The sequence below is a fragment of the Gymnodinialimonas sp. genome, from assembly GCF_059726805.1.
On record NZ_AP041059.1, the window covers coordinates 197,605 to 219,740 of the forward strand.

General features: G+C 61.8%; 18 protein-coding genes. 12 read left to right on the forward strand and 6 right to left on the reverse strand.

The annotated features are described in order from the left end of the window. Positions 1–14 precede the first annotated feature (14 nt). Both hrcA and AC6I9R_RS01035 read left to right on the forward strand, forming a co-directional pair. Positions 15–1,079, forward strand: coding sequence for a heat-inducible transcriptional repressor HrcA (gene hrcA / locus AC6I9R_RS01030; RefSeq protein WP_461426964.1), 1,065 nt, complete (start codon positions 15–17; stop codon positions 1,077–1,079). 23 nt (positions 1,080–1,102) lie between these two features. Further along, positions 1,103–1,681, forward strand: a complete 579-nt coding sequence (locus AC6I9R_RS01035; RefSeq protein WP_461426963.1) for a nucleotide exchange factor GrpE — start codon at positions 1,103–1,105, stop codon at positions 1,679–1,681. Here the strand turns inward: AC6I9R_RS01035 and mutS are convergent. After that, positions 1,671–4,307, reverse strand: coding sequence for a DNA mismatch repair protein MutS (mutS, locus tag AC6I9R_RS01040; protein WP_461427077.1), 2,637 nt, complete (start codon positions 4,305–4,307; stop codon positions 1,671–1,673). The genes AC6I9R_RS01035 and mutS overlap by 11 nt on opposite strands. A gap of 124 nt (positions 4,308–4,431) precedes the next feature. Between mutS and AC6I9R_RS01045 the strand changes: the two genes are divergently transcribed. After that, positions 4,432–6,696, forward strand: coding sequence for an NADP-dependent malic enzyme (locus AC6I9R_RS01045; RefSeq protein WP_461426962.1), 2,265 nt, complete (start codon positions 4,432–4,434; stop codon positions 6,694–6,696). Positions 6,697–6,811: 115 nt separating this feature from the next. Here the strand turns inward: AC6I9R_RS01045 and dnaJ are convergent, their stop codons facing one another. Next, positions 6,812–7,966 (reverse strand): molecular chaperone DnaJ, encoded by a 1,155-nt coding sequence (gene dnaJ, locus AC6I9R_RS01050; protein ID WP_461426960.1) that lies wholly within the window; start codon positions 7,964–7,966, stop codon positions 6,812–6,814. Between the two features lie 71 nt (positions 7,967–8,037). Next, the gene (gene dnaK, locus AC6I9R_RS01055; protein WP_461426959.1) at positions 8,038–9,960 is read right to left on the reverse strand and encodes a molecular chaperone DnaK; all 1,923 of its coding nucleotides are present in this window, start codon (positions 9,958–9,960) and stop codon (positions 8,038–8,040) included. Between the two features lie 175 nt (positions 9,961–10,135). Here dnaK and AC6I9R_RS01060 point away from each other — a divergent pair, with 175 nt between their 5' ends. Beyond that, positions 10,136–10,735 (forward strand): alpha-ketoglutarate-dependent dioxygenase AlkB family protein, encoded by a 600-nt coding sequence (locus tag AC6I9R_RS01060; RefSeq protein WP_461426958.1) that lies wholly within the window; start codon positions 10,136–10,138, stop codon positions 10,733–10,735. A 39-nt stretch (positions 10,736–10,774) separates the two neighbouring features. Here AC6I9R_RS01060 and AC6I9R_RS01065 read toward each other — a convergent pair whose 3' ends face one another. Further along, on the reverse strand, positions 10,775–11,596 hold the full coding sequence (locus tag AC6I9R_RS01065) for an ABC transporter permease (RefSeq protein ID WP_461426957.1): 822 nt from the start codon (positions 11,594–11,596) through the stop codon (positions 10,775–10,777). A gap of 137 nt (positions 11,597–11,733) precedes the next feature. On the opposite strand from AC6I9R_RS01065, the gene cysQ reads away from it, so the two are divergent. The 8 genes from cysQ to AC6I9R_RS01105 all read left to right on the forward strand — a co-directional run bounded on the left by cysQ (position 11,734) and on the right by AC6I9R_RS01105 (position 20,925). Beyond that, the gene (cysQ, locus tag AC6I9R_RS01070; RefSeq protein WP_461426956.1) at positions 11,734–12,531 is read left to right on the forward strand and encodes a 3'(2'),5'-bisphosphate nucleotidase CysQ; all 798 of its coding nucleotides are present in this window, start codon (positions 11,734–11,736) and stop codon (positions 12,529–12,531) included. After that, positions 12,528–13,325 (forward strand): 3-deoxy-manno-octulosonate cytidylyltransferase, encoded by a 798-nt coding sequence (locus AC6I9R_RS01075; RefSeq protein ID WP_461426955.1) that lies wholly within the window; start codon positions 12,528–12,530, stop codon positions 13,323–13,325. The genes cysQ and AC6I9R_RS01075 overlap by 4 nt, the downstream gene beginning before the upstream one ends. Further along, positions 13,322–14,551: a glycosyltransferase family 2 protein gene (locus tag AC6I9R_RS01080; protein ID WP_461426954.1), complete on the forward strand. Its 1,230-nt coding sequence runs from the start codon at positions 13,322–13,324 to the stop codon at positions 14,549–14,551. The genes AC6I9R_RS01075 and AC6I9R_RS01080 overlap by 4 nt, the downstream gene beginning before the upstream one ends. A 94-nt stretch (positions 14,552–14,645) precedes the next feature. Continuing rightward, positions 14,646–15,539 carry a UTP--glucose-1-phosphate uridylyltransferase GalU gene (gene galU, locus AC6I9R_RS01085; protein WP_461426953.1) on the forward strand — a complete coding sequence of 298 codons (894 nt, stop codon included), beginning with the start codon at positions 14,646–14,648 and terminating at the stop codon, positions 15,537–15,539. Positions 15,540–15,543: 4 nt separating this feature from the next. Further along, positions 15,544–16,773 carry a glycosyltransferase gene (locus AC6I9R_RS01090; RefSeq protein WP_461426951.1) on the forward strand — a complete coding sequence of 410 codons (1,230 nt, stop codon included), beginning with the start codon at positions 15,544–15,546 and terminating at the stop codon, positions 16,771–16,773. After that, a complete protein-coding gene (locus AC6I9R_RS01095) occupies positions 16,770–17,780 on the forward strand; it encodes a glycosyltransferase family 2 protein (protein ID WP_461426950.1) in 1,011 nt (336 codons plus the stop codon). Before AC6I9R_RS01090 ends, AC6I9R_RS01095 begins: the two co-directional genes overlap by 4 nt. Before the next feature lie 7 nt (positions 17,781–17,787). After that, complete coding sequence (locus AC6I9R_RS01100) at positions 17,788–19,488, forward strand: DUF5927 domain-containing protein (RefSeq protein WP_461426949.1); 1,701 nt, start codon at positions 17,788–17,790, stop codon at positions 19,486–19,488. Positions 19,489–19,491: 3 nt separating this feature from the next. Beyond that, positions 19,492–20,925, forward strand: a complete 1,434-nt coding sequence (locus tag AC6I9R_RS01105) for a nodulation protein NodH (protein ID WP_461426948.1) — start codon at positions 19,492–19,494, stop codon at positions 20,923–20,925. 3 nt (positions 20,926–20,928) lie between these two features. On the opposite strand, the gene AC6I9R_RS01110 is transcribed toward AC6I9R_RS01105, so the two are convergent. Continuing rightward, positions 20,929–21,393: a PTS sugar transporter subunit IIA gene (locus tag AC6I9R_RS01110; RefSeq protein ID WP_461426947.1), complete on the reverse strand. Its 465-nt coding sequence runs from the start codon at positions 21,391–21,393 to the stop codon at positions 20,929–20,931. 76 nt (positions 21,394–21,469) lie between these two features. Then, complete coding sequence (hpf, locus tag AC6I9R_RS01115) at positions 21,470–22,045, reverse strand: ribosome hibernation-promoting factor, HPF/YfiA family (protein ID WP_461427076.1); 576 nt, start codon at positions 22,043–22,045, stop codon at positions 21,470–21,472. Between the last annotated feature and the right edge of the window lie 91 nt (positions 22,046–22,136).

Genomic DNA, 22,136 nt, shown 5'->3' on the forward strand with positions numbered 1-22,136 from the left:
GAACGCAAAGCGATATGACGGATCAAGGCAAAATCCTCGAAGACCTCAACGACCGCTCGCGCGAGGTTTTTCGCCGTGTCGTTGAAGGGTATTTGGAAACTGGGGCACCGGTCGGTTCCCGCACGCTGACGCGCACCCTGTCCGAGAAGGTCTCGGCCGCCACAGTGCGCAACACCATGCAGGACCTGGAATACATGGGATTGCTCGACTCTCCCCATTCCTCCGCAGGCCGGATGCCGACGCAGCAGGGCCTTCGGATGTTCGTGGATGGCTTCCTGGAGGTCGGCGATCTTTCCAACGATGACAAGCAAGCGCTCGATGACACCCTGGGCGATAACGCCACGGACGTCTCTGGCCTGCTGGATAGAGTCGGCTCGGCCATGGCCTCTGCCACCCACAGCGCCAGCCTTGTCCTGACGCCCAAGCATGAAGCGCCCATCCAACATATCGAGTTCGTGACCCTTTCCGCCACGCAGTCCCTCGTGGTTCTGGTCTTCTCCGACGGCCATGTCGAAAACCGCCTCTTCACGCCGCCCGCTGGCATGACACAAAGCGCCCTACGGGAAGCCGCGAATTTCCTCAACGCCCGGATCGAGGGGCAAACCGTCAGCTCCATCCGCGCCCAGATGGAGGCCGAAATCGAGACGCGGCGGCGCGAGATTGATGTCTTGGCCTCTGGCCTCATCGAATCTGGTCTCGCGGTCTGGGACGGCGAAGGCGACAGTTCCGCCCGGTTGATCGTGCGGGGGCGGTCGAATCTGTTGTCCGACTCGCAGGAATCCGAGGATCTCGACCGCATCCGTCAGCTCTTTGACGACCTCGAACGCAAGCGCGACATCACCGAATTCCTTGAATTGACCGAAGATGGCGATGGTGTGCGCATTTTCATTGGCTCAGAGAACAAGTTGTTCTCACTTTCGGGTTCCTCTCTGGTGGTGTCTCCCTATATGAACTCTGATCGAAAGATCGTCGGAGCAGTCGGGGTCATCGGGCCCACCCGTTTGAATTACGGGCGTATTGTTCCGATTGTGGATTACACGGCGCAGCTGGTTGGACGGCTGATTTCCGACCGGTCGTAAGAGGCCAGTTGTAAGAGGGTAGTATGGGCGAACCGAACGACGAATTCTTTGAAGATGAACACGCGGAAGACGCGGCACCCGAGGTCTCGTTGGCCGAGGAAGATACGTCCGGCGTCGACGATGTCATCGCCGCGCTAGAGATTGAGCGGGATGAGCTGCGCGACCGCATGCTGCGCGCCATGGCCGAGGCCGAGAATATGCGCAAACGCGCCGACCGCGACCGTCGCGAGGCCGAGCAATACGGCGGCTCCAAGCTGTCGCGCGATCTGCTTCCGGTCTACGACAACATGCGCCGCGCGCTGGATGCCGCGGATGAAAGCACGCGTGAAGCCGCAAGCGGGCTGGTCGAAGGGGTAGAGCTGACGATGCGCGAGCTGATCAGCATTTTCGGCAAGCATGGCATCGTCCCCGTCGTCCCCGAAGTCGGCGACCGCTTCAACGCCCAGGAACATGAGGCGATGTTTGAAGCCCCCGTTCCCGGCACCAAGGCCGGCGACATCATCCAGGTCATGTCGGAAGGTTTCCTGTTGCACGACCGCCTATTGCGTCCCGCACAGGTGGGCGTTTCGTCCACACCCGCTGGACAAACGCCTACGAACTAAGCTCTGCCTTCAGCTCATAGAGCAAATTCAAAGCTTCACGCGCCGTCATCTCATCGGGATGCACGGCGCGTAGTTTTTCTTCCACCGCGCTAGGGGCGGCAGGCTTCGCCACAGGCGCGGGCGTCATCGCGAAAAGCGGCAGATCATCGATCACCGCCTTGCGCTGTCCGCCTTCCCGCTCGCCCTTCTCCAACGCGTCCAACACGATCTGCGCCCGCGCGATCACCGCGTCGGGCAACCCCGCAAGCTTCGCCACCTGCACCCCGTAAGACCGATCCGCCGCGCCCTCTTTCACCTCATGGAGGAAGATCACCTCCCCCTCCCATTCCTTCACTGCCATCGTGGCATTCGCCAACCCGTCCAGCTTGGACGCGAGCGAGGTCATCTCATGGTAATGCGTCGCAAACAGCGCGCGGCATTTGTTGGTCTCGTGCAAATGCTCCAACGTCGCCCAGGCAATCGACAGGCCATCATAAGTCGCGGTCCCGCGCCCGATCTCATCCAGGATCACCAGCGCCCGGTCGTCTGCCTGGTTCAGGATCGTCGCCGTCTCCACCATCTCGACCATAAACGTCGAGCGTCCCCGCGCCAGATCGTCAGAGGCCCCAACCCGGCTGAACACCTGGCTCACCAGTCCGATCTTGGCGCGCCGTGCAGGCACAAAACTGCCAATTTGAGCCATAATCGCCAGCAATGCGTTCTGCCGCAGATACGTCGACTTACCCGCCATGTTCGGCCCGGTCAGCAGGGTAATCGCGGCGCCGTCCTCCGCACTCAAGTCACAATCGTTGGCCACGAAGGCGGTCCCGTCCCGCGCCAAAGCCGCCTCAACGACCGGATGCCGGGCGCCTTCGACATGAAACGACCGATCCTCCGTCATGTCTGGCTTGGTCCAATCGCCCTCCCGCGCGCGGCGCGCGAGCGCCGCGGCCACGTCCAGCTCCGCCAAGCCGCGGGCCGTTTGGCCGATCTCGTCCTGAAGCTCCAGAATGGCGTCCCGAAGGGATTGAAACAGCGTTTTCTCAATCTCCAACGCCCGGTTGCCCGCGTTGAGGATCTTCGTCTCTAACTCAGACAATTCGACCGTGGTGAAGCGCACCTGGTTCGCCGTCGTCTGGCGATGAATGAACCGCTCCGACAGGGGCGGGCTCAACATCTTCTCGGCATGGGTCGCCGTCGTCTCGATGAAATACCCCAGCACATTGTTGTGCTTGATTTTCAGCGCGCTGACGCCGGTTGCCTCCACGTATTCTGCCTGCATCGAGGCGATCACACCGCGCCCTTCGTCGCGCAGGGTGCGCGCTTCATCAAGTTCCTCGTGGTAGCCGCTCGCGATCAAGCCGCCATCGCGCAGTTGCACCGGAGGCTCCGCCACCAAAGCGGCGCCGAGCAGGTCGGATAGCTGGTCATGCCCTCCAAGATCCGCGGCGGCCCCTCGCAGAAGTGGCGGCAGATCGACATCTTTCAAGGCGCCCGAAAGGCGCTCGGCACCCGTCAAACCATCGCGAATGGCCGACAAATCCCGTGGCCCCCCGCGATCAAGCGCCAGCCGAGACAGGGCGCGATCAAGGTCAGGAATACGGCGCAACTCTGCTTCCAGGGTGTCTCTAACCAGTGTGTCAGAGACAAAAAATTCAACCGCCTCGTGCCGTGCGCGGATCACCTCCAGATCGGTAGAAGGCCCCGTCAACCGCCGCTCCAACAACCGCGCGCCGCCTGCGGTTTGCGTCCGATCAAGCACCGACAAGAGCGAGTTCGCCCGCCCGCCGGAAAGCGCATGGGTCAGCTCCAGATTGCGCCGCGTTGCGGTATCCAGCTGCAGCAACCGATCCGCCGATTGCTGACGCGGTGCGCGCAGCAGGGGCAACGCGCCCTTCTGCGTCAGCTCCAGATAGTCGATCAACGCGCCCAGGGCCGAGATCTCGGCCCGCTCAAACGACCCGAATCCTTTCATAGTGGACACGCCAAACAACGCCGTCAGGCGCTTTTCTGCCGAGGCGCTGTCGAAAGACCCCGGCGAAAGTGGCGTCACCGCCGCGCCCAGTTCCACAATCGAATCCTGTCGCGCTACGTCCAACCCATCGGACACCAGCACCTCTTTCGGAGACAGTCGCGCCAGTTCTGGCCCCAACCGCACCGCCGGGCACCGCATTACCCGGAAATCCCCGGTGGAGATATCGCACCAAGCCAACGCTCCTTCGCCGCGCACGTCGGCGTAGGCCGCCAGGTAATTGTGCCGCCGCGCCTCCAGCAGCGTGTCTTCCGTCAGCGTACCGGGCGTGACCAGACGCACGACTTCTCGCCGCACGACGGCCTTGGACCCACCCCGCTTTTTCGCGGTCGCCGGGTCCTCCATCTGCTCACAGATCCCAACGCGAAAGCCCTTGCGGATCAGCGTCAGCAAGTACGATTCAGCCGAATGCGCGGGCACGCCGCACATGGCGATATCCTCACCATGGTGCTTGCCGCGCTTGGTTAACGCGATGTCCAGTGCCTCCGCCGCCGCGACGGCGTCGTCAAAGAACATCTCGTAGAAGTCGCCCATCCGGTAGAACAGCAGCGCATCGGGATGCTGTGCCTTGATCTCCAGATATTGCGCCATCATCGGCGTCACTTGCGCGTTCATCGTCAAATCCCCCAGGGGCGAATCTACACGCATCAAACCCCCAGTTTGAAGCGTATTCGGCAGTGCGGGCGGTTGCCCCTGCCACCGCAGACCGGTTAACTCACCCCGTTCAGGGAGGACATGAATGGCCGACAAACAAAAAGTCACCCGGGAAGAGGCGCTGGCCTACCATCTGGACCCGCGCCCGGGGAAGATCGACATCAACGCCTCCACCGCGATGGCAACGCAGCGCGACCTGTCGCTGGCCTATTCGCCCGGCGTCGCCGTGCCGTGCGAGGTCATCGCCGAGAACCCGGAAACGGCCTACGATTACACGACCAAGGGCAACATGGTCGCCGTGATCTCCAACGGGACGGCAGTGCTGGGCCTTGGGAACCTGGGTGCTTTGGCGTCGAAGCCGGTGATGGAGGGGAAGGCAGTTCTCTTTAAACGGTTCGCCGACGTGAACTCCATCGATATCGAGCTGGACACCGAAGACGTCGACGAATTCGTCAACGCCGTGAAGCTGATGGGCCCGTCCTTCGGCGGCATTAACCTTGAAGATATCAAGGCGCCCGAGTGCTTCATGATCGAACAGCAGCTCAAAGAGCTGATGGATATTCCCGTTTTCCACGACGACCAACACGGCACCGCCGTGATTTGTGCCGCCGGGTTGATCAACGCGCTGCATATCTCAGGCAAGAAGATCGAGGATTGCCGGATTGTCCTGAACGGCGCGGGCGCTGCCGGGATCGCTTGTATTGAGCTGCTGAAATCGATGGGCGCGCGGCATGAGAATTGCATTGTCTGCGATACGAAAGGCGTTATTTTTCAGGGCCGTACCGATGGAATGAATCAGTGGAAATCGGCCCACGCCGTCTCTACCAAGCTGCGCACGCTGGAAGAGGCGATGGACGGTGCGGATGTGTTCCTCGGCGTCTCCGTCAAGGGTGCCGTGACGCCCGAGATGGTCGCCTCGATGAACGACAACCCGGTGATCTTCGCCATGGCCAACCCGGATCCTGAGATCACGCCCGAAGAAGCCCACGCCGTCCGCGCCGATGCCATCGTGGCCACGGGGCGCAGCGACTATCCTAACCAGGTGAACAACGTTCTGGGCTTCCCATATCTCTTCCGGGGCGCGCTCGACGTTCATGCCCGTGCGATCAATGATGAGATGAAGATCGCCTGCGCCCGGGCCCTCGCCGAACTGGCGCGGGAAGACGTGCCCGATGAGGTCGCCATGGCTTACGGGCGCAAGCTAAGCTTCGGGCGGGATTACATAATTCCGACGCCCTTTGACCCGCGACTGATCTACATGGTCCCGCCCGCCGTGGCGCAAGCCGGGATGGATACGGGCGCCGCGCGGCGGCCGATCATTGATCTGGAAGGCTATGCGACCGACTTGAAAGCGCGGATGGATCCGACCTCTTCGATCCTGCAAGGCGTCTACGCGCGAGCAAAGAATGCTCAGGCGCGGATGATCTTTGCCGAAGGCGACGACCCGCGCGTTTTGCGCGCTGCCGTGGCGTATCAGCGCCAGGGGCTTGGCCGTGCGCTCGTGGTTGGGCGCGACGCTGACGTGAAGGAAAAACTGGAAGCCGTCGGCCTTGGGGACGCGGCGCGCGAGCTGGAAATCGTGAACGCCGCCAACACCCGGCATTTGGAGACCTACAAGGATTTCCTCTACCAACGCCTCCAACGCAAAGGCTTTGACAACACCGACATCCACCGCCTCGCATCCCGCGACAGGCATGTCTTTGCGTCCCTGATGCTGGCCCATGGCCACGGCGATGGGATGCTGACAGGTGCCACGCGCAAATCCGCGCAAGTGCTTGAGATGGTGGGGAAAGTCTTTGATGCAAGGGCCGAGGACGGCGCCGTCGGCGTCACGGCGCTTCTGCACAAGGGCAAGATTGTATTGCTGGGCGATACGCTGGTCAACGAATGGCCCGATGACCGGGACCTTGCGCTGATTGCACAACGCGGCGCAGAGGTTGCGCGGGGGTTGGGGCTGGAACCTCGGGTTGCTTTCGTCAGCTTCTCCACCTTCGGATATCCGGTGTCGGAGCGGGCGGAGAAGATGCACAAAGCCCCCCATGTGCTGGACGAAATGGGCGTCGATTTCGAGTATGAGGGCGAGATGACAGTGGACGTCGCCCTCAATCCCGCAGTGCAGGAACAATACCCGTTCCAACGCCTGTCCGGGCCAGCGAATGTGCTGGTCGTGCCCGCGCGACATTCCGCGAGCATCTCGGTGAAACTGATGCAGGAAATGGCGGGGGCGACGGTGATCGGGCCGATTCTGACCGGCCTGGACCGCCCGGTTCAGATCGCCTCGACGGTCAGCACATCGAACGACATTCTGAATATGGCGGTGATGGCGGCCTGCGAGATTGGGCGCACTTAGACCGGGTCACAGGCCGTACACACCCTGTACACAGCACGTACACAGAAATGCCGGACACCAAAAAAAGGCCCCCGAGTGATCGGAGGCCTTTTGCACGTCAAACGGACGCCTTTGGTCACTCTTTGACCTTGTCCCAGAACTTTTTGACCTTGTCGAAGAAGCCCGAGGCATTCGGGTTGTTGTTCTTCTTACACAGCTCATCGAACTGGCGCAGCAGGTCTTCCTGATCGCCGGTGAGGTTCACGGGCGTTTCGACCATTAGCTCAATATACATCTCGCCGATGCCGGTGCCCCGAAGCGCAGGCATACCCTTGCCGCGAAGGCGCATTTGCCGCCCCGATTGCGAGCCTTCGGGCACGCGCACGCGGGACCGGCCGCCGTCGATGCTGGGCACTTCGATCTCACCGCCCAAAGCGGCAGAGACCATGGAGACGGGGACCCGGCAGAACAGGTCCATCCCGTCGCGCTGGAACAGGGCGTGCTCCTGCACCTCCACGAAGATGTAGAGGTCCCCGGTCGGCCCGCCGCGCAGGCCGGCTTCACCCTCGCCGGACAGGCGAATGCGGGTGCCGGTTTCAACGCCCGCCGGGATATTCACGCTGAGCGCGCGGTCTTTTTCCTGACGCCCGGCACCGCCACAGGAGCGGCAGGGGTTTTTGACGATCTGGCCCATGCCGTTACAGGTCGGGCAGGTGCGTTCCACGGTGAAGAAACCCTGTTGGGCGCGGACCTTCCCCATGCCCGAACACGTCGGGCACGTCGTCGGCTCTGCGCCCGCCTCGGACCCGGTGCCGTTACAGGAATCGCAAGCCACCGACGAGGGGACGGTGATCTGTTTGGTCAGGCCGTTGTAGGCATCTTCCAAAGTGATCGAGAGGTTATAGCGGAGGTCCGAGCCCCGCGTAGCCTGGGTGCGCGCGCCGCCGGGGCGACCCCGTTGACCGCCCATGAAATCGCCAAAGAGGTCCTCGAACACGTCCGAGAAGGCGGAGGCGAAATCGCCCTGGCCCTGGCCGCCGCCACGCGGACCGCCCGCCATGCCGCCGTCAAAGGCCGAGTGGCCAAAGCGGTCATAGGCAGCTTTCTTGTCGGCGTCCTTCAGGACGTCGTAGGCCTCATTCGCTTCCTTGAACTGGGCTTCGGCTTGCGGATTGTCTGCGTTGCGGTCGGGGTGAAGCTCTTTCGCCTTCTTGCGATAGCCCTTCTTGATCTCATCGGCGCTTGCGCCCTTTGAGACCCCCAAAACTTCGTAATAATCGCGTTTTGCCATGGTTTTCCCTTTCGGAAACACACGAGCCAGCCCGTCGATCAAACGGGCTGGCTACATGGGTTCAGTCGCGATTATCCGCGCTTGCGGTCGTCGTCGAGATCTTCGAAGTCCGCATCGACGATGTCTTCATCGACGGGGCGTTCTTCTTCCTCACCGGTGTCGCCACCTTCTGCGGCTTCGGCCTTCTCGGCCTCGGCCTTGTAGATAGCTTCACCCAGACGCATCGCCGCCTCGGTCACGTTCTGGATGCCGCCTTTGATCTTGGCGGTGTCGTCGGTTTCCAGCGTTTCCTTCAGCGCGCCCAAAGCCAGCTCGATCGCCTCAACGGTGGAGGGATCGACCTTCTCGCCATGCTCTTCCAGCGATTTCTCGGTGGAATGCACAAGGCTTTCGGCCTGGTTGCGGGTTTCCACAAGGTCCTTCTTGTCCTTGTCAGCCTCGGCATTTTCCTCGGCTTCGCGGACCATGGCCTCGATATCCTCGTCGGACAAACCGCCGGAGGCTTGGATCGTGATCTGCTGTTCCTTGCCGGTGCCCTTGTCCTTGGCGCCGACCGACACGATGCCGTTGGCGTCGATGTCGAACGTCACTTCGATCTGCGGCACGCCGCGCGGGGCGGGCGGGATGCCTTCCAGGTTGAACTGGCCGAGGATCTTGTTGTCAGCCGCCATCTCCCGCTCGCCCTGGAACACCCGTAGCGTCACGGCGCTTTGGTTGTCGTCAGCGGTTGAGAAGATCTGCGACTTCTTCGTCGGGATCGTCGTGTTGCGATCGATCAGGCGGGTAAATACGCCGCCGAGGGTCTCGATACCCATCGACAGAGGGGTCACGTCCAGCAGAACCACGTCTTTGACGTCGCCCTGAAGAACACCGGCCTGAATGGCGGCACCAAGGGCCACGACCTCATCGGGGTTCACGCCTTTATGGGGCTCTTTCCCGAAGAACTTGGTCACTTCCTCGATCACCTTGGGCATCCGGGTCATACCGCCGACCAGAACAACCTCATCAATCTCGGTCTTGGCAAGGCCCGCGTCTTTCAACGCCGCCGCGCACGGCTTGATGGAGGCTTTGATCAGGTCGCTCACCAGGCTTTCCAGCTTCGCACGGGTCAGCTTCATGACCATGTGCAGCGGCTGGCCGTTGGCACCCATCGAGATGAACGGCTGGTTGATTTCGGTCTGGGACGCGCTCGACAGCTCGATCTTCGCCTTTTCTGCCGCTTCCTTCAGGCGCTGAAGGGCCATCTTGTCTTGCGTCAGATCGACGGAGTTCTCTTTCTTGAACTCCTCCGCCAGGTAATTGACGATGCGCATGTCGAAGTCTTCACCACCCAGGAACGTGTCGCCGTTGGTGGATTTCACTTCGAACAGGCCGTCGTCGATTTCCAGGATCGTCACGTCGAACGTACCGCCGCCAAGGTCATAGACGGCAATCGTGCGCGTCTCTTTCTTGTCGAGGCCGTAGGCCAGCGCGGCTGCCGTCGGCTCGTTGATGATGCGCAGCACTTCCAGACCAGCGATCTTGCCGGCGTCTTTGGTGGCTTGGCGCTGAGCGTCGTTGAAATACGCAGGCACGGTGATGACCGCTTGCGTGACGTCTTCGCCCAGATAGCTTTCAGCCGTCTCTTTCATCTTCTGCAGAATGAACGCCGAGATCTGCGAGGGAGAATACTTGTCACCCTTCGCCTCAACCCACGCGTCGCCATTGCCGCCGTCGACAATCGCGAAGGGCAGGTTCTTCTTGTCCTTCTCCAGATGTTCGTCGTTGATCCGGCGACCGATCAGGCGCTTGACGCCGAAGATGGTGTTTTCCGGGTTGGTGACGGCCTGGCGCTTGGCGGATTGACCGGCCAGACGCTCATCATCCGTGAACGCAACGATCGAGGGCGTCGTGCGGGCGCCTTCCGCGTTTTCGATCACGCGGGGTTGCGAGCCATCCATGATAGCCACGCAAGAGTTGGTTGTACCGAGGTCGATACCAATGACTTTAGCCATGTGTGTCCCTTTCTTAAGCGAACGGGCGGGAGCGGGGCCAAACCTGCGGCCCCCGCGCCGCCATACAATTGACTGTAGTGGCCACCAAAGGTGCCCACCGGAGTTCGGAGGGTATATAAGAAGCGCAATTTAGGGCTGCAAGCGTCCGAGCCCATTGGAATCCGAGGAATCTGCATTGAGCGTCGAAGTCGGTGGCATTGTTGTGCATCAGGAACACCTTAGTGCCGAGGAGCAGGCAGAATTGGTGGAACAGGTGCGTCGTGTGGTGCGCGCTGCGCCGCTCTATCGGCCCGAGACGCGGACCGGGCGTAAAATGTCGGTTCGGATGACTTCTGCCGGGACGTTCGGCTGGATCTCGGACCGCAGCGGATATCGGTATGATCGCACGCACCCCGATGGGATGGAGTGGCCGCCGATGCCACCCCTGGCGCTGCAGGTCTGGCGCGCGGTGTCCGGGGTGGCTCGTGACCCGCAAAGCTGCCTGATCAACTACTACGACGCGGACGCCAAGATGGGCATGCACCAGGACCGGGATGAGGGGGATTTTGACATGCCCGTCGTCTCAATCTCGCTGGGGGATGAGGCGCTGTTTCGCGTCGGCGGCCCCGAGCGGGGCGGAAAGACCCAATCGATCTGGCTGAAATCCGGCGATGTGGCGGTGATGGGCGGCGCGGCGCGGCTGAATTTCCACGGGATTGATCGGCTGCGCGCAGGCTCGTCTTCGCTTTTGCCCAACGGCGGGCGGATCAACCTGACGATGCGGGTGGTGGACTAGCGCCTTCCCGATTTCGTGCAGCCTCTTCCCGGATCGCGCTTAGCGCTTCGCCTCCCAGCTGGCAGAGGCATGTTTGCGCGTATAGGCCTCCAGCATCATGCCAAACAGAAGCGCGCCCAGCATGAAGTAGAACGGATAACTCACCGTTGTGTTGTGGGGAAAGTAGTTCACGAACACATAGCCCCGGGTTTGGTCGATGATGTGGAACAGGGGGTTCCAGGTGAACGCCGGAAGCATCATCGCGGGCATCATGTTGGCCAGAAACATCTTGCCCGAGAAGATCATGTTCGCACGAATATAGACCATCGATAGAATCTGAACGGCATCGGGCATCCACGGTTTCAACGCCATCAGGATGATGCCCAGAACAACGCCCACGCCCCAGGCCAGAAGGAACATGCGCAAGCCCCCGGCCCAATCGTGGATTTCGACGGGCATGATCACCGTGTGGATCAACAGAAGTAGGCACAGAAGCGAGACGAACTGGGTATAAAGCACCGAAAGCGCTTCAGAACAGATGGACACCAGCGTGTTCATCGGCGCGTGCTGCATCATCGGGCTGGTCGGCCCCTCGGCGTTCATCACGCCGCGCACGGTCTGGATGTGGGTCAGGTACAGGAAGATCCCGGTCATCAGGTAGACCATGAAATTCCCGCGCAATGCGGCGGTGCGCCCGCCCAGGAACGTGAACATCAGGTAGAACGCGGCGATGAACATCATGCTTTGCATGATCGACAGGACGATCGAGATGATCGCGTTGCCATGCCCTTTACGGACCTTGCGCGCGGCGGCGTGGAACGTGACCTCCATAAAATTGAAGAGCAGCGCCACTGTGGACGTGGAAGTCCGTGTTTCAAACATGTCGCCTAATCCTTGCCTGCCGCCGTGTGGCCTGGCTTTTATGTCTTCGCGTCGCCCCGAGGCTTTGCTTGCCGTTCCCACACGGGCAGAGGATAACGCGGTAGGTGTTAATTTTCAATTCAACGTCAGGTGAAGGCATGGATCACGAGAAACTTGTTGCCGTCATGCGCGCCGCCGCCCTGGAAGCGGGCGACGCGATCATGGAGGTCTACGGGTCCGAGGATTTCGACGTGAAGGTGAAATCGGACGACAGCCCGGTGACCGAGGCCGATGAAGCGGCGGATGCGATCATCTCGCGCCACCTGCGCGCGGCCTTCCCCGATGTGACGCTGGTGACGGAAGAGCAGGCCGATAGCCACGGGCTGTCCGCCGATCAGTTCCTGATCGTGGATCCGCTGGATGGCACGAAAGAGTTCATCAAGCGGCGTGGTGATTTCACCGTGAACATCGCTTTGGTCGAAAGCGGCACGCCCGTGCGCGGCATTGTCTATGCGCCCGCGAAGGGGCGCTTGTTCTATACCACCGCCGATGGCGTCAGCGTCGAAGAAGCGGGTCCATTCGACCCTAAAGCGCCCGGCAGGCTCGATCCCATCGGCGTGTCGAAGCCCGACAACAGCGCCTTGCGCGTCGTGGCGTCGAAGTCCCACCGCGATCAGGCGACGGACGACTACATCAACAAATACGCCCACGCCGACATGAAAAGCGCCGGGTCTTCCCTGAAGTTCTGCCTCGTCGCAACCGGAGAGGCTGACATCTACCCCCGCCTCGGCCGCACCATGGAATGGGACACGGCCGCAGGCGACGCCGTGCTGCGCGGGGCGGGCGGCCAAATGGTGCGTTTCGAGGATCATTCGCCCTTCGACTACGGTAAAGACGGTTTCGCCAACGGCTTCTTCATCGCCTACGCCCCGGGCGTGGAGTTGAAGCAGCCGTGACAGTCGCCTGCGTCATCCCCGCCCGCTATGCCTCCACCCGCTATCCGGGCAAGCCTCTGGCGATGCTGACCGGCGCGACGGGGGAGCGGGTCTCGCTGATCGAGCGGTCCTGGCGCGCGGCGCAGGGGGTTTCGGGCCTCGATGCCGTCTATGTGGCCACGGATGATGACCGCATCGCCGATGCTGCGCGGGCCTTCGGGGCGGAGGTCCTGATGACCTCATCTGAGGCTCGCAACGGGACGGAGCGTTGCGCCGAAGCGCTCGAAATCCTGGGTGACGTCGAGATGATCGTGAACCTGCAGGGCGACGCGCCGCTCACGCCGCCGTGGTTCCTGTCGGACCTGGTCGACGGCCTGCGCAACGATGCGCAAGCCGCCGTCGCCACGCCGATCCTGCGCTGCGATGGTGAGACGCTGGCCGCGTTGAAGGCCGACCGCGCCGCAGGCCGCGTCGGCGGCACGACTGCCGTGGCCGACAGCAAGATGCGCGGGCTCTACTTTTCCAAGGAAGTCGTCCCCTACACGGCCCAAACCTACGCGCCCGACGCCCCCACGCCGGTGTTCCACCACGTGGGCGTCTATGCCTACCGCCCCTGGGCCCTGCGCGCCTATCCGCATTGGTCTATCGGCCCATTAGAGACGCTCGAAGGCCTGGAACAGCTCCGCTTTCTGGAGGCCGGGCACCCGGTTTTATGTGTCGAGGTCGAAGCCCGGGGCGCCAAGTTTTGGGAGCTGAACAACCCCGAAGACATCCCAAGGATCGAGGCGATGCTGCAAGAGATGGGGGCGCCTTGACCGCGCTGCGCCTGAGCGTTGTCGTTGTCAGCGCCGGGCGGCCGGAGGCGTTGCGGCGCTGTCTTCTGGGCCTGTCACAACAGGCGCGCGCCGGGTGTGAGGTGATCGTGGTGGCTGATCCAGAGGGTCAGACGGCCGCGCGTAATCTGCCCATCAAGGGCGCTTTGAAGCTGCTGCCGCAGCGCAAACCCAACATCTCTGCCGCACGCAACGCCGGGATCGCGGCGGCGGCGGGCGAGATCATCGCCTTCATTGACGATGACGCGGTGCCCGAGCCGATCTGGACACAAGCGATCCTGTCGGCCTTCAAAGACCCGGACCTTGCCGCGCTGACCGGCCCGGTGCTGGGCCGCAACGGGATCTCTCTGCAATGGGGCCCTCTGGCCGTGAACGGGCTGGCGCAAGACATCCCATTAGACCCTAACACGCCCGTCAGAGACGGATATTTCCGCAAACTCCAAGGCACCAACATGGCGTTTCGCCGTGATGCTCTCAAGCAAATCGGCGGCTTTGACGAAGCGCTGCACTTCTACCTCGACGACACGGACATGGCCCTTCGGATCGGCCTCGCTGGCCTGAAAACCGCGTGGGAACCGCAGGCGATTGTCCACCACGGGTTCGAGGCCAGCACCCGCCGCACCCAGGCGCGCGTGCCGCTCAGCCTGTTCGACATCGGCGCCTCCAGCGCGGTCTACCTGCGCAAACATGCCCCTGAGGATCAGCGGGCCGAAGCGCTCCATGCGCTGGAGGCGGCGCAAAGCACGCGGCTGCTGCGCCTGGCCCAGCAACGGAAACTGGACGCCGACAAGATGCGAGAGCTGATGGATACCCTGCACGCGGGGATCGAAGCCGGGCAAACACGGGACAGCATCGCGCCTCAAATCGGCCCTAACACAAGCGATTTCGACCCTTTCCAAACCACAAACCCACCGCCCCATCGCATCCTGTCGGGCCGTATCTTCCAACTCAACCGACGCCGCGCGGAAGCCGCGCAGCTTGTCGCCAGTGGCCAACCCGTCAGCCTTTTCGCGTTCGAGCCGACGCCGCGCAAGCATCGGGTGCGCTTCACCGATGGCGGCTGGTGGGAACAGACCGGCGGTCTTTTCGGCCCCTCGGACCGCAGCGGCCCGCGGTTTCAGATCACGTCTTTCCGGGCCCGTGTCACCGCCGAGGTCCGTCGTATTTCTGCCACGCGGGGCCTCTCGCCTACGGGAGATGAAAATTGAACGTTTCCCCGTTCGTTTCGTGTTGTTAATGTGTCAGTCACAACAAGACTGCAGAATGCCGCGCTAAAGCGGCACTGCGCGCGAGAGGCAAGGCATGAAAAAGAAAGTTACCAAGGCGATCTTCCCGGTCGCGGGTCTTGGCACCCGTTTCCTTCCGGCGACCAAATCGATCCCGAAAGAGATCATGACATTGGTGGATCGCCCGCTGATCCAATACGCGATTGACGAAGCCCGCGCTGCCGGCATCAAGGAGTTCATCTTTGTGACCAGCCGCGGCAAGTCCGCGTTGGAAGACTACTTCGATCACACGCCCGAGCTGGAAAATACCCTCCGCAAGAAGGGCAAGACCGAGATGTTGGAGATGCTGAAAAGCACCAACATGGATTCGGGCGCGATTGCCTATATGCGTCAGCACAAGGCCCTGGGCCTGGGCCACGCCGTCTGGTGCGCGCGCCGTCTTCTGGGAAATGAGCCTTTCGCCGTGATCCTGCCCGATGACGTGATCGCGGCCGAGACGCCTTGTTTGCAACAGATGGTCGAAGCCCATGCCGAGATCGGCGGCAATATGGTCGCCGCGATGGAAGTGCCCGACGACAAGACCTCCTCCTACGGTATTCTGGACATCAAGGAAGACATGGGCTCGGTCGTGTCCGTGAAGGGCATGGTCGAAAAGCCGGATCAGGACAAAGCGCCGTCGAACCTTGCCGTGATTGGCCGCTATATCCTGTCGCCCGACGTCATGGGGCATCTCAACAAGATCAAATCCGGCGCGGGCGGTGAAATTCAGCTGACCGACGCCATCGCCCAGGAAATCGCCAGCGCCGACAACGTCTATGGCTACCGCTTCAAGGGCCAGCGCTTCGATTGCGGCTCCAAGGCCGGGTTCCTGCAAGCCACGGTCGCCTTTGGCCTCGCCCGCGACGATCTGCGCGATGAGTTCCAGGATTACCTCGCCGACATGATGTCGGTCCGCAACGCCGCGCAGTAACGCCGTGGCTTCCCTGTCAGAGTTGCGCCTCTGGCTGGATGTCACGCGGCTGCTGACCCGCGTCGGTCGCGGTGCCCTGACGGGCATCGACCGGGTGGAGGTTGCTTACCTGGAAGAGGCGCTGACTGGCGAAAGCAAGTTTCTATGCCGCACGACACGGGGCTATCTGCTGTTGGATCGTCGGGGCGGGCAGGCGCTGCTGGACATGGTCAACGGCGCTGATCTGGGCCGCGCGGACTGGATCTCTCGCATCACGGGGCGCGGGTCTAAACCGCGTCACAGGGCCGAAGCAGCGCTACGGCGTATGGCGATTGCTCGGTGCAGGCCGCACGGTTTGGCTGGGATGCTGAACACCTACGCCGCCCACGGCTGTGACTACGTGAACGTCGGCCATTCCAACCTGTCAGAATCGACTCTGTCCGCGGTCGCCGCGCACCCCGGGACCTGCAGTGTCATGATCCACGACCTGATCCCCTTGACCCATCCCGCCCATGTCGCCGATGGCATGCCCGACCGCTTCGCCGGCCGGGTAGAGAGGGTTCGCCGCTATGCAGATGTGATCATCAGCAATTCTGCCGCGACATTGGCGGACCTGAAGGCGCATTGGGCCGGGCAAAGCGCGCCAAAGACCCAGTTTGTTGCCCATCTGGGCGTGACGGCCCAGCCCACGCCGCCCGCGAAAGCTCGAGAGCCAGGCCATTTCGTGATGCTTGGCACGATCGAGTCCCGGAAAAACCACGCGCTGATGATCGATACCTGGGAGGCGCTGGCGCAGATGTCTTTGCCCCAAATGCCCGAGCTGCACATCATCGGCAGGGCGGGGTGGAAGGTGGACAATGTGATGGCGCGGATCGAAGCTCACCCGCTGCGCGGCACCTCCATTTTCCTGCACGGGCCGCTGCCTGACGACCAAGTGCAACAGCACCTTGCCCGCGCCAACGCACTGCTGTTTCCGTCGCTCGCCGAGGGCTACGGCTACCCGCCGCTGGAGGCCGCGCTGGCCGGAGCCACGCCAATCTGCTCCAACTTACCGGTTTTCAGGGAAACTCTGGGTGATTGTGCCGTTTACGTGGACAGTAACGACGCCTATTCTTGGGCGGAAACGATTAAACAACACTTTCGCGGTACTGCTGTTAAGCCGGAGTTGACCACGTTGAAGGTCGCCACTTGGGCAGAGCACTTTGATACGGTGGCGAAAGCCATCCAACCGCCCGGCAGGAAAGGCCGCCCATGAAAGCGATCAAGCGTTACGGTTTGCGCCTTGAACGCAAGCGGTTCCTTGTGCGCGCGTGGCGTAAATCCCGCGGGTTGGAGGTTGTGGCGAACCGCACGGAGACGATCAAGGAACGCGATGTCCTGTGCTTCTGCACCCTCCGGAATGAGCGGGTGCGCCTCAAGTATTTCCTGAACTACTACCGCGACCGGGGCGTTAATCATTTCCTGTTCGTGGACAATGACAGCGGCGATGGCACGCGGGAATACCTGGCCGAACAGCCCGATTGCAGCGTTTGGTGGACGGATGAGTCCTACAAACGATCCCGCTTCGGGATGGATTGGATCAACCGGCTGCTCCGGCTTTACGGGCACAAACACTGGTGCCTGACGGTCGACCCCGATGAATTCCTGGTCTACCCGTTCAGCGATACCCGCCCCATTCCCGCGCTGACCGACTGGCTCGACGCGTCCTCCATCAAGTCCTTCGGGGCGATGCTTTTGGACATGTACCCCAAGGGTCCCATCGACGCGCAGCCCTACCGCGAGGGGCAAAACCCCTTCGACATCGCCTGCTGGTTTGATGCCGGGAATTACTCCGTCACGCGGAATTGGGAATACGGCAACCTCTGGATCCAGGGCGGCCCCCGGGCCCGCGCGTTCTTTGGCGACAACCCTGAACGTGCGCCCGCGCTGAACAAGACGCCGCTGGTGAACTGGCAGAAGCACTACGCTTATGCCTCTTCCACCCACATGCTGCTGCCGCGCGGGCTGAACCACGTCTATGACGAATGGGGGGGCGAAAAGGCCTCTGGCGTGCTGCTCCACGCCAAGTTCCTCGACACGTTCAGCGCCAAAGCCAAGGAAGAGCTCGACCGCCGCGAACACTACGCCGCCTCCGCCGAATACAAAGCCTACGCCGACGGCCTGAAGGAGAACCCGGATTTCTGGACCAAATGGTCCGAGAAATACATCAATTGGCGCCAGCTGGAGATCCTCGGCCTGATGTCCAAAGGCAACTGGGCATGAGTACGCCATGAGCACCCTGGGCTTCATCATGATGTGCCACACCGCGCTTAACCGCGCCGCCGAGGTCGCGCGCCATTGGGCCGAGCGGGATTGCCCCGTCGTCATCCACCTCGACAAACGCGTCGCCAAGGACAAGAACGCCTGGCTCAAGCGCGAGCTGGCCGACCTTGATAACGTCAAGTTCTGCAAGCGTCACAAGTGCGAATGGGGCACGTGGAGCCTTGTTCAAGCCTCCCAAACCGGGGCCGAGATGATGCTGGAGGAATTTCCCGGCGTCCGGCATGTCTACCTCGCCTCCGGCTCCTGCCTGCCGCTCAGGCCCGTGGATGAGCTTCGCGCCTACCTCGCCGCGCGGCCGATGACTGATTTCATCGAAAGCGTCACCATCCGCGACGTGGATTGGACCGTCGATGGCCTGAATACCGAACGCTTCCAGCTGCGCTTCCCGTTCTCGTGGAAGCGCCACCGTTTTCTCTTTGACCGCTACGTCGACCTTCAGCGCAGCGTCGGCTTCAAGCGCAAGATGCCCGAGGGGCTTTTGCCGCATCTGGGAAGCCAATGGTGGTGCCTGTCGCGACAGACCCTGTCGGCGATCATCCAGGACCCCAAGCGGCGGGAGTTTGACAATTACTTCAAGCTCGTCTGGATCCCGGACGAAAGCTACTACCAAACGCTGGTGCGCAATTACTCTCGCAACATCGAAAGTCGGTCCCTCACCCTGTCGAAGTTCGATTTCCAGGGCAAACCGCACGTCTTCTACGACGATCACCTGCATCTTCTGCGCCGCTCGGATTGCTTTGTGGCCCGCAAGATCTGGCCCCGGGCAGAGCGGCTCTACCGCACCTTCCTCACCGATGAAGGCGCAAATGTCCGCAAGGCGGAACCCACGCCTGGCAAGATCGACCGGGTGTTCGCCAAAGCGTTGGAGCGTCGGACCCGTGGACGCCCCGGCCTTTACATGCAGTCGCGCTACCCCAACAACGATTGGGAAAATGGCAAAACCGCCGCGCCGTATTCGGTGCTGCACGGCTTCAACGACTTGTTCCTGGATTTTGAACCCTGGCTGTCCCGCCGCCTCGGCACCTCGGTCCATGGCAACATCTTTGATCCCAAGCGCGTGCGTTTTGCGGGTGACGCCGATACCTACGCCGGCTGCCTCTCCGCCGCGCCGGATCTGCGCGATTACAACCCCGAACGCTTCCTGACGAACCTGATCTGGAACACCCGGGGCGAACGGCAGGTCTTCATGTTCGGCCCGCAAGACAACCAGCGCCCCGGCGCCTTCATGGCGGCTGACAGCAACGCGCAGATCAGCGTGATCACCGGCGGTTGGGCGGTGCGGCTCTTCACCGCGAACCGCAATTTCGGCGACATCCGGACAGAGGCCGCGCGCCTGCAACGGCGCGAGGTGGATTTCGTCAACACGCTCCGCCACGTGCGGTCGCGCGCGGAAATCCGGATCTGGTCGCTGGCAGAGTTCCTGGAAGAGCCGATGGAAAACCTGCAGCGCATCCTTGATGCGATGGAAGGCGCCCAGGCGTCTCGGCTGACCGAAGCGCCGCGCATGGCCAACCTGCAGGGCCTGCCCAAGTTCCTGCAAAACCTGAAGAACCAGGGGATGAACCCCTTTGCCGTGGGCGATTTCCCACAAGAAGGCGTGGCGATGCCGCCCTCTGGCGCCGACAACCGCCCCTATTTGGTGAGATAGATCATGTCCCGTCGTTTTGATGCTTTCGTGTTGTTCGCCGAGATGCGCACGGGCTCCAATTATCTGGAAGACAGCCTCAATAATTTCCCCGACATCAACTGTTTGGGAGAGGTCTATAACCCGACCTTCATGGGCCATCACAACACGTTCGAGATGTACGGATACGATATGGATCGGCGAGAGCAGGACCCCTTGGGTCTGCTGGAAGCGATCATCGAGAACGGCGAGGGCCTGCCCGGTTTTCGCCTGTTCCACGACCATGATGACCGCGTGGTGGAACGCGTGTTGCCCGACTCGCGCATCGCCAAGGTGATCCTCACCCGCAATCCGCTCGACAGCTATGTGTCGCGCAAGATCGCCAGCGCCACCGGACAGTGGCGCCTGACGGATATGAAGCACGCGAAGACGGCGCAGATCCGGTTTGATACCGCCGAATTTGGGGAGCTGTTGGACAAGCTTTTGCCGTTCCAGGAACATCTGCGCCAGGGGCTGCAAAAGACCGGGCAGGTGGCGTTTCAGGTCCGATACGAGGATATCAACGACCCCGAGATGCTGAATGGTCTGGCGGCTTTCCTCGGCTCGGATGAGCGGGTGGAGGCGACCTCGAAGAAGCTGAAAAAGCAAAACCCCGCGCCCCTGCGCGATAAGGTCGAAAACTACGATGAAATGGTCGCGGCGCTCAGCGACCTCGATCGGTTCGGGTTGGAGAAATCCCCTGAGTTAGAGCCCGAGCGCGCCGCGCAGGTCCCCAACTTCGTGGCGCATCCGACGCTCGGTCTGCTCTTCTGCCCGATCAAAGGCGCGCCGGAGAATTCGGTGCTCAACTGGATGGGCGCGTTGGGCGATGTGGGCAAAGATGCCCTGATCCGCAAGATGAGCCAGAAGCAGCTGCGCCAATGGATGAAGGACAACCCCGGGTTCCGCAGCTTCACCGTCCTGCGCCACCCCGTGGCCCGCGCCTACACGGTGTTCAACCGTTTCATCCTGCCCGATGACCGCCCCGCCTACGCCGATCCGCGCAAGACCCTGCGCCAGCGCTACAAGGTGCCGATGCCCGGCAAGGCCCCGGGCGACGGCTGGTCCGAGGCTGAACAGAAAGCCGCGTTTCAGGGCTTCATCGGGTTTCTGAAGGGAAATTTGGCGGGCCAGACCAGCGTCCGCGTGGATCAGGCCTGGGCGACGCAGACGGCAATTCTGCAAGGGATCGCGTCCGTGATGGTGCCGCAATCGGTGATCCAGGAAGAGCATATGAAAGAAGCCTTGCCCGCCCTCGCCGCCGCCGTCGGGGCCGAGGATATCCCCGAGGTCGTGGGTGAGGCGATGCCGGGCAAGCATCCGCTCAAGGCCATCTATGACGGCAAGATCGAGCAGGTGCTGATCGACACCTACCGGCGCGATTACATCGGGTTTGGATTTCCGCGGTGGAACAAACGCTAGGGGTTACGCGGCCTGCGTAACCTCGCCCTCGCTCAGCAGGGTGTAAAGCGTCGACGGGTCCGTGTTGGCCCGAAGTTTCGTACAAAGCGCGGAATCGCGCAGGGTGCGGGACACCAGCGCCAGCGCTTTCAGGTGATCCACGCCGGATTCCTGTGGCGCCAGCAAAATGAAGATCAGATCCACAGGCTGACGGTCCGCAGCGCCAAAGTCGATCGGACGCTCCAGGCGGATGAACGCGCCCACGACGGCCTCAATTTCGGGCAGGCGGGCGTGGGGAAGCGCGATGCCATGGCCGACGGATGTCGGGCCAAGGCTTTCGCGTTCCTGCAGAGCTTCGAAAATACGCGCGGTGGGGACATCGATCAGCTGTTCCGCGAACTCGGCGATGCTTTGGATCAGCCGCTTCTTGCTGCTGACGTCGCTCATCACTTTGACCGCATCCGGCGATAAAAGAGTCGAAAGGTCCATTCCCGTGTCCCTCCACAAGCGGCGCGCGCCGCGCATTTTCGGTCAATAGGCTGCGTTCCCAGCCGTGACGTGTCTGTTATCCGGTCTTCGGATCAATCCAACCCACATTGCCGTCATCGCGGCGATAGACCACATTAATCCGGTCGTTCCCTTGCTCGCGGAACACCAACAGTGGCGCCCCTGCGATTTCCATCTGCATCACGGCTTCCCCAACCGAAAGCGATGGGATCTTTGTTTCCATCTCGGCGACAATGATCGGCTGCAGCGATTCTGGTTCCGCCGCGTCACTTTCCGCCTCTGATGATGCGAGGATATAAGAGGCACCGCCAAAGACATCAATGGGCGTTGTCCGGTCTTTGTGATGATCTTTCAGCCGCCGCTTATACCGCCTCAGCTGTTTTTCCAGCTTGTCGGCGGTCGCCTCGAACGCGGCGTAGATCTCGTGGGCATGGGCCTTGGCGGCGGCAGTCATTCCGGTGGACAGATGAACGGTGGTTTCACAAGCGAACTCGGGCCCCGACTTCGAGAAGATGACCGTCGCGTCGGTGGGACGCTCGGCGTACTTCTGGGCGATGCTGCCAAGGTTGTCCTGCACGTGTGTCTGCAGCGCCTGGCCGATTTCGATCTGTTTTCCGCTTATCTGATACCGCATGTAACCTCCGGTTTTATGGGCGCACGACACAGGTGTCGTGCCTGTTAACTTGATGATTTTGAATGTCAAAGAGGGTCCGCTGGGGCAGTCG

Coding starts and splice junctions, on each gene's coding strand:
- hrcA (WP_461426964.1), top strand. CDS start 15: ATGACGGATCAAGGCAAAATCCTCGAAGACCTCAACGACCGCTCGCGC.
- AC6I9R_RS01035 (WP_461426963.1), top strand. CDS start 1,103: ATGGGCGAACCGAACGACGAATTCTTTGAAGATGAACACGCGGAAGAC.
- mutS (WP_461427077.1), bottom strand. CDS start 4,307: ATGAACGCGCAAGTGACGCCGATGATGGCGCAATATCTGGAGATCAAG.
- AC6I9R_RS01045 (WP_461426962.1), top strand. CDS start 4,432: ATGGCCGACAAACAAAAAGTCACCCGGGAAGAGGCGCTGGCCTACCAT.
- dnaJ (WP_461426960.1), bottom strand. CDS start 7,966: ATGGCAAAACGCGATTATTACGAAGTTTTGGGGGTCTCAAAGGGCGCA.
- dnaK (WP_461426959.1), bottom strand. CDS start 9,960: ATGGCTAAAGTCATTGGTATCGACCTCGGTACAACCAACTCTTGCGTG.
- AC6I9R_RS01065 (WP_461426957.1), bottom strand. CDS start 11,596: ATGTTTGAAACACGGACTTCCACGTCCACAGTGGCGCTGCTCTTCAAT.
- cysQ (WP_461426956.1), top strand. CDS start 11,734: ATGGATCACGAGAAACTTGTTGCCGTCATGCGCGCCGCCGCCCTGGAA.
- galU (WP_461426953.1), top strand. CDS start 14,646: ATGAAAAAGAAAGTTACCAAGGCGATCTTCCCGGTCGCGGGTCTTGGC.
- AC6I9R_RS01095 (WP_461426950.1), top strand. CDS start 16,770: ATGAAAGCGATCAAGCGTTACGGTTTGCGCCTTGAACGCAAGCGGTTC.
- AC6I9R_RS01100 (WP_461426949.1), top strand. CDS start 17,788: ATGAGCACCCTGGGCTTCATCATGATGTGCCACACCGCGCTTAACCGC.
- AC6I9R_RS01105 (WP_461426948.1), top strand. CDS start 19,492: ATGTCCCGTCGTTTTGATGCTTTCGTGTTGTTCGCCGAGATGCGCACG.
- AC6I9R_RS01110 (WP_461426947.1), bottom strand. CDS start 21,393: ATGGACCTTTCGACTCTTTTATCGCCGGATGCGGTCAAAGTGATGAGC.
- hpf (WP_461427076.1), bottom strand. CDS start 22,045: ATGCGGTATCAGATAAGCGGAAAACAGATCGAAATCGGCCAGGCGCTG.